The 16,194-nt window shown below is 61.6% G+C and carries 9 protein-coding genes, 1 other RNA gene and 1 pseudogene; 2 read left to right on the top strand and 9 right to left on the bottom strand.

What is annotated here, in order from left to right:
• Positions 1-396 precede the first annotated feature (396 nt).
• From ACEUKI_RS07830 to ffs, 8 genes are all read right to left on the bottom strand, one after another.
• Entirely contained in the window at positions 397-1,914 is a 1,518-nt protein-coding gene (locus tag ACEUKI_RS07830) for a formate--tetrahydrofolate ligase (protein ID WP_374156680.1), read from the bottom strand.
• 118 nt (positions 1,915-2,032) lie between these two features.
• Positions 2,033-3,634: a C69 family dipeptidase gene (locus tag ACEUKI_RS07825; protein WP_144169571.1), complete on the bottom strand. Its 1,602-nt coding sequence runs from the start codon at positions 3,632-3,634 to the stop codon at positions 2,033-2,035.
• Between the two features lie 262 nt (positions 3,635-3,896).
• Positions 3,897-4,451 (bottom strand): YbhB/YbcL family Raf kinase inhibitor-like protein, encoded by a 555-nt coding sequence (locus tag ACEUKI_RS07820; protein ID WP_115769917.1) that lies wholly within the window; start codon positions 4,449-4,451, stop codon positions 3,897-3,899.
• A gap of 114 nt (positions 4,452-4,565) precedes the next feature.
• Positions 4,566-5,717, bottom strand: coding sequence for a DNA polymerase III subunit delta' (locus ACEUKI_RS07815; protein WP_080785537.1), 1,152 nt, complete (start codon positions 5,715-5,717; stop codon positions 4,566-4,568).
• Positions 5,714-6,415 carry a dTMP kinase gene (gene tmk, locus ACEUKI_RS07810; RefSeq protein WP_374156679.1) on the bottom strand — a complete coding sequence of 234 codons (702 nt, stop codon included), beginning with the start codon at positions 6,413-6,415 and terminating at the stop codon, positions 5,714-5,716. The genes ACEUKI_RS07815 and tmk overlap by 4 nt, the downstream gene beginning before the upstream one ends.
• Positions 6,416-6,650: 235 nt before the next feature.
• Positions 6,651-9,737: a type I DNA topoisomerase gene (topA, locus tag ACEUKI_RS07805; protein ID WP_374156678.1), complete on the bottom strand. Its 3,087-nt coding sequence runs from the start codon at positions 9,735-9,737 to the stop codon at positions 6,651-6,653.
• A 123-nt stretch (positions 9,738-9,860) separates the two neighbouring features.
• The gene (locus ACEUKI_RS07800; protein WP_251847686.1) at positions 9,861-11,012 is read right to left on the bottom strand and encodes a phosphatase PAP2 family protein; all 1,152 of its coding nucleotides are present in this window, start codon (positions 11,010-11,012) and stop codon (positions 9,861-9,863) included.
• 70 nt (positions 11,013-11,082) lie between these two features.
• Positions 11,083-11,179: signal recognition particle sRNA small type (gene ffs / locus ACEUKI_RS07795), an RNA gene on the bottom strand.
• A 431-nt stretch (positions 11,180-11,610) separates the two neighbouring features.
• On the opposite strand from ffs, the gene ACEUKI_RS07790 reads away from it, so the two are divergent.
• On the top strand, positions 11,611-13,812 hold the full coding sequence (locus tag ACEUKI_RS07790; protein ID WP_374156691.1) for a transglycosylase domain-containing protein: 2,202 nt from the start codon (positions 11,611-11,613) through the stop codon (positions 13,810-13,812).
• A 67-nt stretch (positions 13,813-13,879) separates the two neighbouring features.
• Here the strand turns inward: ACEUKI_RS07790 and leuA are convergent, their stop codons facing one another.
• Complete coding sequence (leuA, locus tag ACEUKI_RS07785) at positions 13,880-15,796, bottom strand: 2-isopropylmalate synthase (protein ID WP_374156677.1); 1,917 nt, start codon at positions 15,794-15,796, stop codon at positions 13,880-13,882.
• Positions 15,797-15,982: 186 nt separating this feature from the next.
• On the opposite strand from leuA, the pseudogene ACEUKI_RS07780 reads away from it, so the two are divergent.
• Positions 15,983-16,169: pseudogene (locus ACEUKI_RS07780) on the top strand (transposase); the annotation flags it as partial.
• Between the last annotated feature and the right edge of the window lie 25 nt (positions 16,170-16,194).

The following is a 16,194-nucleotide window of genomic DNA, read 5'->3' as shown; positions in this document are numbered from 1 at the left end:
TTGCCACCATTCTCCTCGCAGCATAGCTGTTCGCATCGCCTACGGAAAGTCCACCGGGCTTTCCGTTTAACGACTCAGGGTAGCAACTTCTAATTTGCGTATTCTGGCTCCCCTCAGTCAGCTTCGCTGACAGCTCCCCTCAAAGAGGGAAGCTCAGATGTAGAAAGCCCGCCGGTGGCGGGCTTTCTACGTTTCAAGGGGCTGATTTCCAACATTCAGAAGCTCTACTAGCGTTTCAAGGGGCTTTTAAAACAAGAAACCCGGAGTATAAACATTGCAATTTCAATGGTCATACTCCGGGTTTCGCAATCGAAGAGCCCCTCGAAACGCAGATAGACCTCCGGAAAACCGGAAATCCGCCCCTCGAAAGCGAGTTACCTCACCTCATGCCTGTCATCACACAATCTTGGGCATGGGGGTGTTGAGGCTGGTGGTCAGGTTGACGTGGACCAGACCGGCACCGGCATGCACCTCGACCTTCTTCAGGGTCACGGTGCGCTCTTCTTCGGGGGCACGGTCGTTGTCGGTCATGGTCGCCGGGGACTTGACCGCCACGAACGCCAGATCGTCCAGCGAGATGCCTGCGCTCTGGCACAGTTCCACGGCCTCGGACACGGACTCGGTGAAGCCCGGCTTGTAAATCACGCGCTCGGCCGGTACGCCGTAGGCGTTTTCGGCCACCCACTTGGCGTTCTCGGTCAGGGCCATGCCCTTGTGCGAGTGCGGTTCGGCCGGCATGGAGCCGTTCTGCAACGCGTCGACGAAACCGTCAAGCTGCGGGGCCAGCGCCTCGCCGCCGTCGCGGAACAGGTTGCCGATGATCGGCGTGCGGAAGCCCAGCTCGTCGGCGGTGGCCCTCAGGGACGGAACCTGATCGTCCTCGCCTTCCCACAGGTTGATGAGCGGGAAGGTCGGAATGTCCAGGTTCTCCAGGCGCTGCACGTGGAACGGGTAGCGCCAGGCCAGCTCGGGATCGTCGCGCCAAGTGGAGGCACGGGTCACCACGATGGCGGCGGACGGCCACTGCGCGCCGTATTCGCGGCAGGCGATGTCCAGCCACTTCTGGGCGCCGGCGTCGGTGCCGTAGCCGGCCTCGACGATGACCACGTCATGCAGGGCGCAGGCCATTTCCACGGAGACCAGCGTCGGAATGCCGATGGACACGTTGGCGAACGGGCCACCGTGCACGTAGACCGGGGATCCGTTCACGGTTTCGGTCTTGGCCGGCTTGACCGCGTCGGCCAGAATGCCAGTGATACGCCACAGGTCCACGAATTCGCCGAAGGTCACGGCCTTGCCGTCCTTGGTGCCGGCGATCATCTTGGACACGCGCTCGGAAATCTCGTCCATCGAGCGGGAGAGCACCACAATCTGCATGAGCTCGCAGGTCGGCGTGAGCACGACCTTCTCCGGCACGTTGCCCTTGCCGTAGTCCACGGCGGTGGAGCGCAGAGAGCGGCTCGGCACCTCGGAGACACGCGGCACGAGAATCGTGTCGAGCTTGCCGTCATCGATGGCCTTCTCGGCGAAGGAGACGAGCAGGTTCTGGGCCGCCTCGATGGCGCCCATTTCGCCGCACAGACCCCAGTCGATGAGCTCGGGGTGGGTCAGGGAAGCCTTGCCGCCGCCGGAGGCACCGCCCTTGGAACCGGCTGCGGTGATGCCCATGCTCGGCTGACGCAGCACGGCGGTCGCATCAATGCCGCGCTTGTTCAGGGCGTCGATCAGGGCGATGGTCGTGGTGGTCTTGCCTTCTCCGCGCGATGCCTTGAGCGGCGTATCGGCGGTGACGAGCACCACCTTGCCGTGCTTGCGCGGGGCGTCAGGGTTCTCGGCCAGGTACTTCATGTAGCCGAATGCGTCGATCTTCTGGACCAGACCGTACTGGCTGGTGAAGTCTTCGATGGTGGTCATATAAAGCCTTTCTGTGTTTGTGTGGTGGGGCGGCAGTCGCCGCCTCTTCGCCTAAAAACAGTCCACTGGGCTGTTTTCTTAACGGCTTAGCCCCTCAAGGAGGGGAGCTCAATACGGACTAAAAGTCGGACATGTGGAAGCCGTTCTTCATTTCCATGCTGCGAGTGTACAGCACGGAGTCAAGCAGCTTTTCGGTTTCCTCCTTGAGCTGGTCGGCCATGGTCTGGTTGGCGGCGGCGAGAATCTCGCGCACCTCGGGGTTACGCAGCGCGGCGATGGTCTCGTCCGGGGTCATCGGCTGCACATCGCCATCCACGTTGTCGGCCTCAAATTCCTCTTCAGCGGCGGACTGCGCGGCTTCCTCGGCGGCCGTCAAGCCCAGACGGGCGATCTGCTCGTCGGTGGCGGCGACCAAACGGTGGCCCATCGCGCCGGTCTTCTCCTGGTAGCGCTCGACGGCGTTGGACGTGGAGCGGAAGGCGCCATCGCACAGGGCGGCGATGATGCGGTTGGCCCAGTAGAAGTTCTCGGACGTCACGCGGGTGGCGGTGTCCTCAAGGTAAGCGGGCGTGGTGTCCACGTTCGGGAAGAACGGCACCAGCGTGTTGAACGGGTTGGAGCCGTATGCCATCCACTGGATGGCGCGGGAGGCTTGCGGACGGTACGGGCGGATCTGCATCACCGCGAGCTGGCTCTGGCGGTTGATGCCAATCGTACGGTACATGTGGCGGGTGCGCTCATCGCCCAGCTGGCCGTACGGGTCGAACGGGGTGCCCTGGTAGTGGGAGCTCAGCACGTACTTGATGTCCTCGATGGTCACCTTGCGCTCAGGCTGGCGGGCCCACGGGATGTCGTCGGAGGTGGGCTTGTGGTCGGCGTCCGGGCCGTCCCACACCTCGTCGTACGGGTTGAGGAAGCGCTGCATGTACCAGGCGCGCGGGGTGTTGTACACGTGGTCGGAGTCGGAGTGGGAGCCGAAGGCGTCGCGCGGGTTGAATGGGGTGGTGTTCTCCACCGCGAGGTCCAGGTGGTTGGTTTCGATGAATTCGGCGAGATCTTCGGAGCACATGTGCGCTTCCTGGTCGCCCAGAGCGTCCTCAAGGTCGAATTCGTCGATACCGAGCTGGTTCGGCATGGTCACGTAGGCCTCGTCCGGCACGCGCTTGGCAATCCAGTGATGGCCGCCCACAGTTTCCAGCCACCAGATTTCGTTGGAGTCGGAGAAGGCGACGCCGTTCATCTCGTAGGTGCCGAATTCCTCAAGTAGCGCGCCGAGGCGCTGGACGCCCTCGCGTGCGGTCTTGACATACGGCAGCACGATGGTCAGGAAGTCCTCTTCGCCGATGCCGCCGGGAACCTCGGGTTCATCGCCCTTGGCCGGCGTGTATTCCACGAACGGGTCGGCGCCGAGCACGCGCTCGTTGGTGGTCAGGGTCTCGGTGGCGCTCATCGCCACGTTCGCCTCGTTGACGCCGGCCTCGCCCCAGATGCCTTCCTTGAGGTCCGCGTTCGGCACGGCGGTGTACTGCAGCGGGTCGTCCGGCAGAGTGATGGTCAGGTGGGAGATCACTGATTTGTATTCGCGCGGCTGTTCCTCCGGTTTCACGACGATGAAGCGCTTCGGGTTGAACTCGCCGTTCGCGGAATCCTCGTTGCGGGCGATGATGGTCGAACCGTCATAGCTCGCGTCTTTGCCTACCAGAATCGTGGTGCAGGCCATAGTGTGATGGTGTCCTTTCTCTTATTCAAGCTCCCCTTGTCAGGCTGAGCCGTTCAGCAAACAGCCCGGTGGGCTGTTTGTAGGCGAGGGTGGGACGATAAGTCCCACCACAAATGTTGCGGGCGGTAGCCCGTCCATAATTGCAGGACGAGCTGTCTCGCAAAGCGAGACTGAGGGGTAGTCACTCTAACTGTCTCTCCCCCAGTCCGCCTACGGCGGCCAGCTCCCTCATCAGAGGGAGCTCACATACGCCAACTAAAAATCACGCCTTACCGGTCAGGAAGATGCCGTCGGTGTCGGGCGCTTCGCCGCTGTTGCGCAGCGCGTGCAACAGCTCGTTGAGCCAGAAGCCCTGATTCAAGCCGGGCAACGGCTTCTTGGTGGCCCACACCTGCAGGTGGTACTCGTGGTCCTTGTCCGGCGGCTGCGGACCGTTGTACCGCATGATCACCGCTGGGTCAGTGCTGCAGCCCAAGAACTTGGAGGCCGAAGAATTGCGGCCTTGCACGGTCTCGGGAATCATGGCCGGCAGCTGACGGGAGAAGTCCGGCGGGATGGCCAACGCATGCGAATCATTGAAGTCGTACATCAGCGCATCAATCGGCAGATTGGCCACGGACCAGTGAATCCACTCGAAGCCGCAGACCGGAATCGAATCCGGGTCCACGAACTCCCAGTGCAGGTAACGGGCCTCGGGGTTCACATCATCGATGTAGAACGGGAAGGAGACGACCGGCACGCCACCATTGAAATATTCAGGGGCCGCGGCCTTGGCGAAATCGTCCGGAATGACGGTGAAATCGGCGGAAATCTTCATACGTCCCAGTATCGCTCATATGTGTGACGTACTGGGGGGCTGTGCGTTACGGGGTCTCTCCCCAGTCTCGCCGCGCTCGACAGCCCCTCGTCAGAGGGGGCTGGTTGCGTCGGGTTATGGGATTAGGGCGCAGAAGAGGGATTCGAATACCAGTAGCGGGTTGCCGTTGCCGGCTAGGCGCTTGCGGGCGTGGGCCACTTCGTCCAGACGGGTCACGGCACCGGCCCGGTTCAACCGCACCGACAATTCGGTGATCGACGAGCGGTTCTCCAGGTTGATGAGGCCCACCGAATCCTCCGCATTGTTCTGCAGCACCGCCACATCTCGGTAGATGGAAGCGATGGAGTTCAGCGCACGATCCAATACGTCGCGCGTACGGCGGGTGACCAAACGCTTCACATCGTCTTTCTTGGCAATCTGGTTGAACGCGCCACGCAGTTTCGGCGGGATGCGGTCGCTCGGTGCCAGTCCGTTGATGCGGCGGAATTCCGCTTCCTGGCCGGCGGTGATGCGGTTCGCGTCCGCCTCGGCCTGGGCCTTGGCATTGTCGATAAGATTGCCGGCCAACAACACTGCATCCGAGGCACGGACCAGATTCAGCACACCGACCACAAGTTCATCGCGGTCGGACATGACCCGTTCGTCGGTGGCGTACAACTTGGCGATGCCGATATGGCCTTCGGCGAGTCGGGCCGCACGCTGGGCGATTTTCGGCTCAACATTGGTAGTGGAGGTCAGGAATCCGGCCACCGTCTGGGTGGAGGGCACGGCGAGATTCACGATGCGTGTGCGCGAGCGGATGGTGGGCAGCACGTCCTGGGCGCTGGGCGCGCACAGCAGCCAGATGCAATGCTCGGCCGGCTCCTCAATCTCTTTCAAGAGCACGTTGGTGGTGCGCTCAAGCATGCGATCCACGTCTTCGATGATGATGATGCGCCACGGTGCGGTGGCGGGCATCTGCTCGGAGGTAGTGATGATCTCACGCACCTGATCGATACCAATAGTCACTTTGTTCGTGGTCAGCACCGTGACATCCGGATGCGTGCCGGCAAGCACCTGTTGGGTGACGCGCGTGGGTTCAGCGCTCGTACCGTGATCCGGGCTTTCCAGCGCAGCCGCAAACGCACGAGCCATGTTGGAACGGCCCGATCCGGGAGGTCCACAGATCAGCCACGACTGGGTGATCTGGCTCGGGTCGCCCTGCGCGATACGGCTCAGCATGTCGATTACCGGCTTTTGGCCGACCAGCGAATCCCATACGTTCATCGGACACCGCCCATCGTCACAGCTCCTGTAGACGCCCCGGATCGCGCCATCACCGTATCCACATCTGCAACATTGTCCCGCAGCAGTGTCTGAATGTCCGCTTCGATGGCGGACCACACCTGTTCGATGGACTGGCTGGCATCGATCACGTGGAAACGATTCGGCTCGGCCGCGGCCAAGTCGAGGAACGCCTGACGGGTGCGGGACTGGAAGTCGCTGCCGGCCGACTCCATGCGATCTTCGGCATGCTCAAGACGATTGTGGGAAAGCGCTGGATCCATGTCCAGCAGATATGTGCGGTCGGGCAGCAGGTTGTTGGTGGCCCACATGCTTAAGGATCGAATCTCTTCTGGCGTGAGTTCGCGGCCACCGGCCTGATAGGCCAAGGAAGAGTCTAAATAGCGGTCGGTGATCACCACTTCACCGCGCTCCAATGCCGGGCGGATGGTTTCGGCAACGTGCTGGGCTCGGTCTGCAGCGAATAGCAGCGCCTCGGCGCGCGGTGCGATGTCGGCGGCGCCCCCATCCACACCGTGCAACAGCAGTTGGCGAATGGCCTTGCCTAGCGCAGTGCCTCCCGGCTCACGGGTAACGACCACGGTACGCCCCTGAGCCTCAAGATACGCACGCAGCCGCTCGACTTGCGTGGTCTTGCCCACGCCATCGACACCTTCAAACGAAACAAACAGACCGCTCATGCTATTGACCTTAGCGTTAGGCGCAGAGTTGCGTCCAACAGGCAGTTAAACCAGCTCTACCTCCGTTTCAAAGGGCTGATTTGGTCTTTTCTGAAGGTCTACTTCCGTTTCGAGGGGCTGTTGCCCAAGTAGACAACGTTCCAAAACGGCGGAATGACGTTGGCGCGGAGCCGTTCATACTCGTGGTTCAGCAGATGACCAGCCCCTTGAAACGCAAGTAGAGCAATAATTCCGCTCAGCCACGCTTGGGAATTACGGCGGGGCGCTCGTAGCCCTCGTTGGCGGTCAGCCAGTCGACATCCTTCTTGACGGTGGCGGCGGTGGAGCTGAGCTTTTCGGCGATGCGCTGGTTGGACCAGCCCTTGTTTGCCAGCTTCTTCACCTCGGCACGGCGTCCGGCGCGCTTGGCCTCGGCGGCATTGGTCGCAGCCGAAGCAGCGCCCTTCTTGGCTCCCTTGGCTCCCAACTTCGCGGCACCGGCACGCTCACGGCCGCGACGGCCACGGATGGAGGGACCAGCCGCACGCTTTTCGGCGAGCAGTCGGAAGGCGTCATCAGGGGTGATGGACTCAGGCGTGTACTGACGCGGCACCGTGCGGTTGGTCTCGCCATCGGTGATGTACGCGCCGAAACGGCCGTCCTTGATGGTCACATTCTTACCGGTGTTCGGGTCCTTGCCCAAATCACGCAGCGGCGGCTTGGCGGCACCACGGCCACGCCCGCGGCCGTACTTGGGCTGCGAGAACAGTTCTTTGGCCTTGTCGATATCGACCGTGAAGATCTCGTCTTCCGAGGACAGCGAGCGGGTCTCCGACTTGCCGTCGGCACCCGTCTTGGTCAGGTAGGGGCCGTAGCGACCGTTGTTGGCGGCCACCGTGCATTCGGATACCTCGCCGGTTTCGGCGTTGGTTTCCTCGTATGTGCCCACTTCGCGCGGCAGGCTCAGCAGCTTTAGCGCGTCTTCCAGCGACAGCGATTCAGGGCTCATCGTCTTGAACAACGAGGCCATCTTCGGGCGCGACGCGGCGGCGACCGCGGCCTTCTTCGAACCCTTCTTGGCCGCAGAAGCACCAGCAGTATCGCCAGCAGCGCCAGCCGAAGCCTCAGCCGGCGGCACCAACGCCACATACGGGCCGAAACGCCCATTACGCACCTCGACGGTACCGCCGGATACCGGGTCAACGCCCAGCTCGCGCGGTCCACCGGAGTGGTTGTCGATCAAATCGCGGGCCACGGCCACCGTCAGCTCATCCGGCGCGATGGTGTCCGGCAGAGACGCGCGCTTCGGGTTGCCTTCGGCGTCCAGATGCTCCATGTCTTCCAGATACGGGCCGTAACGGCCGACGCGCACGTGCAGGCCGTCGCCGATGTCGATGGTGTTGATGGCGCGCGCGTCAATCTCGCCGAGCTGCGCAACCTGCTGTTGCAGGCCTTCGTGCGCCTCGTCGGCGTTGCGGGCGGCGCCCTCGCCGGAACCGAAGTAGAAGTGGGTGAGCCAATCGCGGCCGGATTCCTCGCCGTGGGCGATGCGGTCAAGGCCGTTTTCCATCTCGGCGGTGAACTGGTAGTCGACCAGCTTGGGGAAGTTCGTCTCGAGCAACTTGGTCACGGAGAAGACGAGCCAGCTGGGGATCAGCGCACGGCCACGCTCGTATACGTAACCGCGATCCATGATTGTGGAGATGATGCTCGCGTAAGTGGACGGGCGACCGATTTCCTTGGCTTCCAGCGTCTTGACCAGCGTGGCCTCGGTATAACGGGCCGGCGGCTGGGTTTCATGGCCGTCCGGTTCGATGTCGCTTGCCTCGACCTGCTGGCCGACGCTCATCGGCGGCAGGGAGGTGTTGAATTCGGAGGCGTCACCCCTGACGGCTTTGGCGTCCGTCTTGCCGGCGGCAGCAGCCTGGTCCGAGCCAGCCCCAGCGCCGGGAGCGGCGGCCTTGGGCTTGCGCCCCTCCCCCGTGGCCTTCATAAAGCCGGGGAATTCGATGACGGTGCCGGACGCTTGGAACGCGGCCTCGCCCTCGGTGGGGCCGGCCGGCGCAGACAGGCGCACGGTGGCGGTGGAGCCGGTGGCGTCAGCCATCTGGCAGGCAAGCGTGCGCTGCCAGATCAGCGTGTATAGGCGCAGCTGGTCGCCGGGAAGTTTGGAAGCCAGCTCATCCGGGTCGTGGAAGCGCGAGCCCGCCGGGCGAATACACTCGTGCGCTTCCTGCGCGCCAGCGGTTTTGGTGGCGTACTGCTTGGGCTCGGCGGAGAGGAACTTGTCGCCGAAGTGGTAGGAGACGGCGTTGCGGGCGGCGGTGATGGCCTCCTGCGACAGCGTCACCGAATCGGTTCGCATATAGGTGATGTAGCCGTTCTCGTACAGGCTTTGGGCCGCGCGCATCACGGCGCGAGCACCCATGCCGAGGCGATTGCCGGCGGTCTGCTGCAGGGTCGAGGTGGTGAACGGCGGCTGCGGGCGGCGGCGGTACGGCTTGGTTTCCATCGACATCACAGTGAAATCGGCGGTCTTCAGCGCTTCAGCCACGGCAGTGGCACCAGCCTCATCAAGCTGGCGAACGTTCGCCGCGAACCCGTCCGGGGTCAGCTGTCCGTCGGCACCGAAATCCTTGGAGCCGGCGAGTCGCTTGCCGCCGAGCGCGATCATGCGGGCGGAGAATTCGGCACGCTCCCCCAGCGCGTCAGGCGCGGCCAACATGGCGACGATATCCCAGTACGGCGCACGCTTGAATGCCATGCGTTCGCGTTCACGTTCCACGATCAGGCGGGTGGCCACGGACTGCACGCGGCCGGCGGACAGGCCCGGGCCCACCTTGCGCCACAGCACCGGCGATAGCTCATAGCCGTACAGACGGTCGAGGATGCGGCGGGTCTCCTGCGCGTCGACCATATTGCCGTCCACGTCGCGCGTGTTGTTCAGGGAGGCGTTGATGGCGTTTTTGGTGATTTCGTGGAACACCATGCGCTTGACCGGAACCTTGGGCTTCAGGGTCTGTACCAAGTGCCACGCGATGGCCTCGCCCTCGCGATCCTCATCAGTCGCCAGATAGAGTTCGTCGGCGTTTTTCAGGGCCGATTTGAGTTCGCTGACCGTACGCTTCTTGTCGCCGTCGACGATGTAATACGGCTTGAACCCGTCGTTGACGTCCACGCCGAACTTGCCGAACTTGGCCTTGTCTGCCGCGGGCACCTGGCTGGGCTGCGCGAGGTCGCGGATATGACCGACCGACGCCATGACGGTGTACCCCTTGCCCAGGTAGTCACCGATCTTGTGGGCCTTGGTCGGAGACTCCACAATCACCAGTTTGGTAGCCATACCCACTCCTTATGTATTGCGCGAAACACACGACGTTTCTGGCGTCATAATACTCATGAATCATATCCAACTGCCAAATTCCGCCGTTGTGCCGGGCAAATTCGGCCGTTCGCACCCCATGTTTTACCGTTTGGGCGGTGCCGGCGGAGCGCCGATCAGACCCAGCCGGCTTAAGGGCGCTGCAGTGATCTGACGCAGGGCCAGCAACAGTCCGAATGCGAGCATGGCCACACCCGTAATGCCCACAACAGCGCTGACATTCGCCCCCTGAACCGCCCAGCTGGCGCTGACATTGAGCCCCGGCACCACCTGCCAGATCACATAACCGCTGTAGGCGAGCAACAGCAGGCCCCCGGTGATCAGCACGCTGCCGACGATTTGCACGCTCACTGAGGAGACGCGGTGGCCCGGCTCGTCCATGCCGGACTTGCGTGTAACCGCCAGAGCGAGCAAGGCCAATCCCGCCACCAGCAGGATGGACATCGCCACATCCGAAGGGCGATGCCATTGTCCGTATATCACGGAGACACCGACGGTCACCACCCAAACCATGCCGATGACGCCCGCCAAAGCTCGAACCGCACGAGGCACGGTAAGCAGCAGAATCACCGCACAGGCTGCGGCCAGCATCGTGTGCCCGGAAGGCGCGGAATTAGCGGCAGGCGATTCAGTGTTGATGATGAACGGACGCGGCAACAGACCCTTGATACGGGTGACGGCCAAGCAGACCACGGCGAACACGGCGATTTGCCCGGCCAACCACCAGCGGCGTCGAATCAGCGCCGTAATAATGCCGATTGCGGCAATTGTGCAGCTGACAGCGATAACCAGCCAAGATTGTGCGACGGCGTTCATCACGCCGGTGGTCCAGGACGGTACATCGTTATGCAGGTTTTTCCAGACCAGTTCGTCGTACGATTGTCCGTTCTCGGTAAACACGCACCCCCACCACACGCCGAAGCCGACAGCGATCAGGAGCAGACCGAATACCACGCACAGTACGCGGCTGGAGATTCGCGGGCGCACGGTAAGCGGGTCAAGCCGGGCCAAGCCACGGTCGATATCAGATGCCCCATCCGCATCGTCCATGCCCAGCGGCCTGAAATCCCGTAAGGAGCCTGATGTGGATGTCGATGCATCTAGACCGGAGACCGGGCCGAGCGCAGCCAATGGGTCAACAACGTTCGACGACGAGTCAGGCTGCGCTGCGCCTGAGCCGACCAGATTGACCGCCGCATGCGGGTCGCGAATTCTAGGGGTCTGTGCGTCATTCATACGTTCGACTGTACGGCCGCGCCCCGGACAGGGAGCCGTGCTCGTGCCAGCTCACGGCCAAATCCGCACAAATGGAAAACCTCCACGCACCCGTCAGAGGCCACTTACCCTTGCTGCATTCCTGCCCTGGGGGAGTTGGGTGACATAGCGCCGCGTGGAGGCTGGGGACAAGTCTATGGAGACGTATGGACCAGCGCAGCGACACGAAACGTGCGCGCCGGGTCGCACGGCAGGCCAACCAGCGCATTCAGGCAATATTCATGCAGCATCAAGAAGCGTGCCCAATTGTAAGAATTCCGGAAAAATACCGGCATAAATGCGTGTGGTTACGCTCACGTCAGACGATTGTTCAAGGCCAACAGTTACGGTGGACACCATGGCTTCTTATACTCGTCGTGCACATTCGGGAGGCAATGGCCCCGCTCTGAGGCAACCGCGCACCGCGCAAAGCAGAGCCGACCACTCCGCACAGGAGGGCCCCTATACGCCCCAGGAGAGCCGTTCCCGCCACGCAAGCCACAAGGCTTCCAATAGCCGTCGAGCCCCGAACAGGAAGAAAAAGAACACAGGAAAAGGCAAGCACCGTGTACTGAAATGGGTGCTGGGCGTCTTCTTCTCCCTGATTGGACTGGGCTTGCTGGCCGGTATCGCAGTATTCGCATACCTGTACACCACCACCGAGGTCCCGCAACCCGAAAAGTTCGCGTTGGCCGAGAAAACCACCGTGTATTACGCGGACGGCACCACCGCGATCGGCTCCTACGCGGAACAGAATCGTTCAATCATCTCTTGCGAGGAGCTGCCGGACTACATCGGCAACGCGATTGTGGCGTCCGAAAACCGTACGTTCTACACGGATAAAGGTCTTGATCTGAAGGGCATCGCCCGCGCATTCATTAATAATGTGACCAAGGGCACGCGCCAAGGTGGTTCCACCATCACCCAGCAGTATGCCGAGCGGTATTACATGGGCGAAACCACATCCTATGTGGGCAAGGCGCGCGAGGCCATCATGGCCATCAAAATCGCGCAGACCGAGTCCAAGGACGAGGTGCTGTGCAATTACATGAACACCATCTATCTGGGCCGTAACTCCTACGGTATCCAGGCAGCGGCCAAGGCATACTTCAATAAGGACGCCAAGGATCTGACGCTGTCTGAGGCGGCGATGATCGCCGGCATTATTCCGTCACCGTCCACGTGGGATCCGGCCGATAACGCCGATATGGCCAAATCGCGCTTCAAGCGTGTGCTGAACATCATGCAGGAGGATGGTTACATCACTGCCAAGCAGCACACTGATGCCAAGTTCCCGCAGACTGCCGCGGTGGCGCAGCAGAACGAATACGCGGGGCCGAACGGTTATCTGCTGGATATGGTGCGCCGCGAGCTGGTGCAGTCCAAGGCCTTTACCAAAGAAGATTTGGATACCGGCGGATACAAGATCATCACCACCATCGACAAGAGCAAGCAGGACCTTATGCAGTCCATCGGCGACACCCGTCTGGACGACATGCCTGAATCCCTACAAATCGGCGGCATAGCGCTGGACCCGAAGACCGGTGAAGTATTGTCCGTATACGCCGGTTCAGATTATCTGTCCAAGCAGCTCAACAATGCCGATCAGGCCGTATTCGAACCGGGTTCGACTATGAAGCCGTTCGCTTTGCTGGGGGCCGCGCAATCCGGCGTCAGCTTCGATACGTTGTTCAACGGCAATTCCCACCAGCACTTCACCGGCTTGGATCAAGAGGTGAATAACGCTCTGGAGAACAACTGGGGCAACATCAATCTGTATCAGGCCACCGCCAACTCGGTGAACACGGTGTTCATGAACGTCAATGAGCATCTGACGCCGAAGCGCACGGCCGCAATCGCCCATGAAGCGGGCATTCAGGGCGATATCGATGAAAACTCCATGTACAACGTGCTGGGCATCAACGCCCTGACCGTGTGGGATTTGGCGCAAGGCCATTCGACCATCGCCAACAATGGTGTGAAGAGCACCTTGCACATGGTGTCCAAAGTGCTTGATTCCAACAATAAGGACATATACAACGCGCCCAGCAAAGGCACCAAGGTGTTCGATGCCAACGACTGCGCTTTGGTGCAGAAGGCCATGCAGGGCACCACCACGTACGGTACGGCGGCCGGCACATCCAACATGCTGGGCCGACCCATCGCCGGCAAGTCCGGTACCGCCAACGACGAAATGGCTTCGTCGTTCGTGGGATACACCCCCAGCATGATGAATGTGTGGGCTATCTGGAACCCGGACGATAAGGGCAATCCGCAGGCGGTGCCGGCCTTCTCCGGATACGGCATCTCTTCCACTGGATACCCCGCCCACCTGTTCCAGGAGTTCATGGCTCAGGCCTTGCAAGGCACCGAGGTGGAGCAGTTCCCGACCGCTAAAGACAATGGCAAGATCGGTGGATCCGACGGCACTTGGGGCTTGGGCAAGGGACAGAGCAGCGGCCTGTCCAACAACACCAACAAGCAGTCCACCGAAGACGCGCAGAAGCAGGCTGAGCAGGACGCACAGCAGAAGGCGGCCGAAGAGGAAGCCAAGAAGCAACAGCAGGCCCAGGAGTTCGCCCAGCAGTGCCTCGCCAATCCGAGCTATTCCACCGAGTGTCCGAATTATCCCGGCACCACTACCGGCGGAGATGGCAACAATGGCAACAATGGCAACAATACCGGCAATACCGGCGGGAACAACGGGAACAATACCGGCAACGATAATGGTAATTCCGGAGGCACCGGCGGGAACACCGGCACCAACGGCGTCACCCAGTAGTAAGTAAGCACAGACAACAAAGCTCCCTCTGATGCAATCAGAGGGAGCTTTGTTTTGTTGTTAGCGCTCAGCGCTTGCGCTGGGAACGGTTGATGGCGGAGATAATCGACTTCAGAGCGCTGGTGGTGATCGACGAATCGATGCCGACGCCCCATACGATCTGCGCGTCATCGGCCTCGCCGACCTGGCATTCCACGTACGAGGCGGCCATGGCGTCGGTGCCGACGGACATGGTGTGCTCCACGTAATCCATAATCGAGGCGTCAACGCCAAAGTTGGAAATGGCGTTGAGGAAAGCGGCGATCGGACCGTTGCCGATGCCGGAGACCTCGCGCTCCACGGGCGCATCGACCCCGACGCTCACGCCGCGGTCGAGCAGACGAGCCTTGAGCACGGTGTCGGAGCCATCCTCACCGGAGCTGACGGCCACCTTGAGCAGCTTCAAGCGGCCCCACGGCGCGAGCGAGGCGTCATGAGTATCGCCCACAACCACACCGGCGGCGGTCATGCCGGACTGTTCGACCGGCAGGTACTCGTCCTTGAACAGACGCCAGATATCCTCGTCCTTGACTTCCTTCTTGGTCGTGTCAGCGTAGTTCTGCACGATCTTGTCGAATTCGATCTGCAGACGCTTGGGCAGGTCAAGATTGTGGTTGGTCTTGAGCAGGTAGGCCATGCCGCCCTTGCCGGACTGCGAGTTGACGCGAATGATGACCTCGTACGTGCGGCCGATGTCCTTCGGGTCGATCGGCAGGTACGGCACAAGCCACACGAAGCTGTCGAGATCGGCGCCAGCGCGCTCGGCGGCCACCTGACGAGCCTCGAGACCCTTCTTGATGGCGTCCTGATGCGAGCCGGAGAACGCGGTGAACACGAAGTTGCCGGCATACGGGTGACGCTCGGAAATCTTGATCTGGTTGCAGTATTCAACCGTCTTGCGAATCTCGGGCATGTTGGACAGGTCAAGCTGCGGGTCGATACCTTGGGTGAGCCAGTTGAGGCCCAGCGTGACCAAGTCGACGTTGCCGGTACGCTCGCCGTTGCCCAGCAGGCAGCCTTCCACACGGTCGGCGCCGGCCAGCACGGCCAGCTCGGTGGCGGCCACGCCCATGCCTTCGTCGTTGTGCGGGTGGAGGGAGAGCACCACGGAGTCACGGTCGTCGAGGTGGGTGGAGACGTACTCCACTTCGTCGGCGAACACGTTCGGCGTGGTCATTTCCACGGTGGCGGGCAGGTTGATGATCATCGGGTGCTCGGGAGTCGGCTTGATAACACCGATCACGGCGTTGCACACCTCGACGGCGTACTCCGGCTCGGTGCCGGTGAAGGATTCCGGCGAGTACTCGTAGTACAGGTCGATGCCCTTGGCCTCGTTCTCGAGGTCCTTGCACAGTTCGGCGGCGTCGGTGGCGAGCTTCTTGATCTCTTCCTTGTTCTTGCGGAACACGACCTCGCGCTGCAGCACAGACACGGAGTTGTAGAAGTGCACGATGGCGCGCTTGGCACCCTTGAGCGCCTCGTAAGTGCGGCGGATGAGGTGCTCGCGGCACTGGGTGAGCACCACGATGGTCACGTCGTCCGGAATCAGCTCACGCTCGATGAGCATACGGATGAAGTCGAAATCGGTTTCGGAAGCGGACGGGAAGCCCACCTCGATCTCCTTGAATCCCATGGAGACGAGCAGATTCCAGAAACGCAGCTTGCGCTCGGAATCCATCGGGTTGACGAGGGCCTGATTGCCGTCGCGAAGATCGACGGAGCACCAGCGCGGCGCACGCTGCAGTCGCTTGCCCGGCCACGTACGCTCCGGGTAATCAAACGGGATCTGCTTGTCGTAGGCGGCGTACTTGTTGTACGGCATACGACTCGGCTTCTGCGAATCGCCGATGAATCGCGCCGGAGGCAGCAGCGGGTCGTTGTTCCCCCCATTGGACGCTGCGGCTACCGCTGCGAGATCAAAAACGGATGATTGATCCTGACCCATTGTTCCTCCTTTACTGTGTGAACCATTCATACAATCGCTTATTGGATATTCGTTTACGCATTGGTAACACGCGTAACTTCCTCTATCCTAGCGACGGCCCATTCCAACACCCCGTTCATCTCACAATATGCCAGCACACTTAGCGTTCCGACGCAGCACTACTACTTACAGCTATGCGTGGGGGGGCGCATGGGCGACGTCCTCGGGTTCTTCGACCGGGAGCACAGCGCGAACGGGCCCACCGAGGCCATCAACGGAAGGCTCGAGACCCTCAGGGGCATAGCCCCTGGGATTCCGCAACCTCGACAACTACATCACCAGAAGCCTGCTGCACGCCGGCGGCTTCAGACACGCCATCCAAACCCACCTCTGACACATGCCCTTACACGCCAAAACCG

It is taken from the genome of Bifidobacterium sp. 2450, from assembly GCF_041900695.1.
In the GTDB taxonomy this organism is placed as follows: domain Bacteria; phylum Actinomycetota; class Actinomycetes; order Actinomycetales; family Bifidobacteriaceae; genus Bifidobacterium; species Bifidobacterium longum.
This window is presented reverse-complemented; position numbering and strand designations above follow the sequence as displayed.

Bases quoted from the DNA above. Each gene is read 5' to 3' on its own strand.
- ACEUKI_RS07830 (WP_374156680.1), bottom strand. From the start codon at position 1,914: ATGACCACCATCGAAGACTTCACCAGCCAGTACGGTCTGGTCCAGAAG.
- ACEUKI_RS07825 (WP_144169571.1), bottom strand. From the start codon at position 3,634: ATGGCCTGCACCACGATTCTGGTAGGCAAAGACGCGAGCTATGACGGT.
- ACEUKI_RS07820 (WP_115769917.1), bottom strand. From the start codon at position 4,451: ATGAAGATTTCCGCCGATTTCACCGTCATTCCGGACGATTTCGCCAAG.
- ACEUKI_RS07815 (WP_080785537.1), bottom strand. From the start codon at position 5,717: ATGAACGTATGGGATTCGCTGGTCGGCCAAAAGCCGGTAATCGACATG.
- tmk (WP_374156679.1), bottom strand. From the start codon at position 6,415: ATGAGCGGTCTGTTTGTTTCGTTTGAAGGTGTCGATGGCGTGGGCAAG.
- topA (WP_374156678.1), bottom strand. From the start codon at position 9,737: ATGGCTACCAAACTGGTGATTGTGGAGTCTCCGACCAAGGCCCACAAG.
- ACEUKI_RS07800 (WP_251847686.1), bottom strand. From the start codon at position 11,012: ATGAATGACGCACAGACCCCTAGAATTCGCGACCCGCATGCGGCGGTC.
- leuA (WP_374156677.1), bottom strand. From the start codon at position 15,796: ATGGGTCAGGATCAATCATCCGTTTTTGATCTCGCAGCGGTAGCCGCA.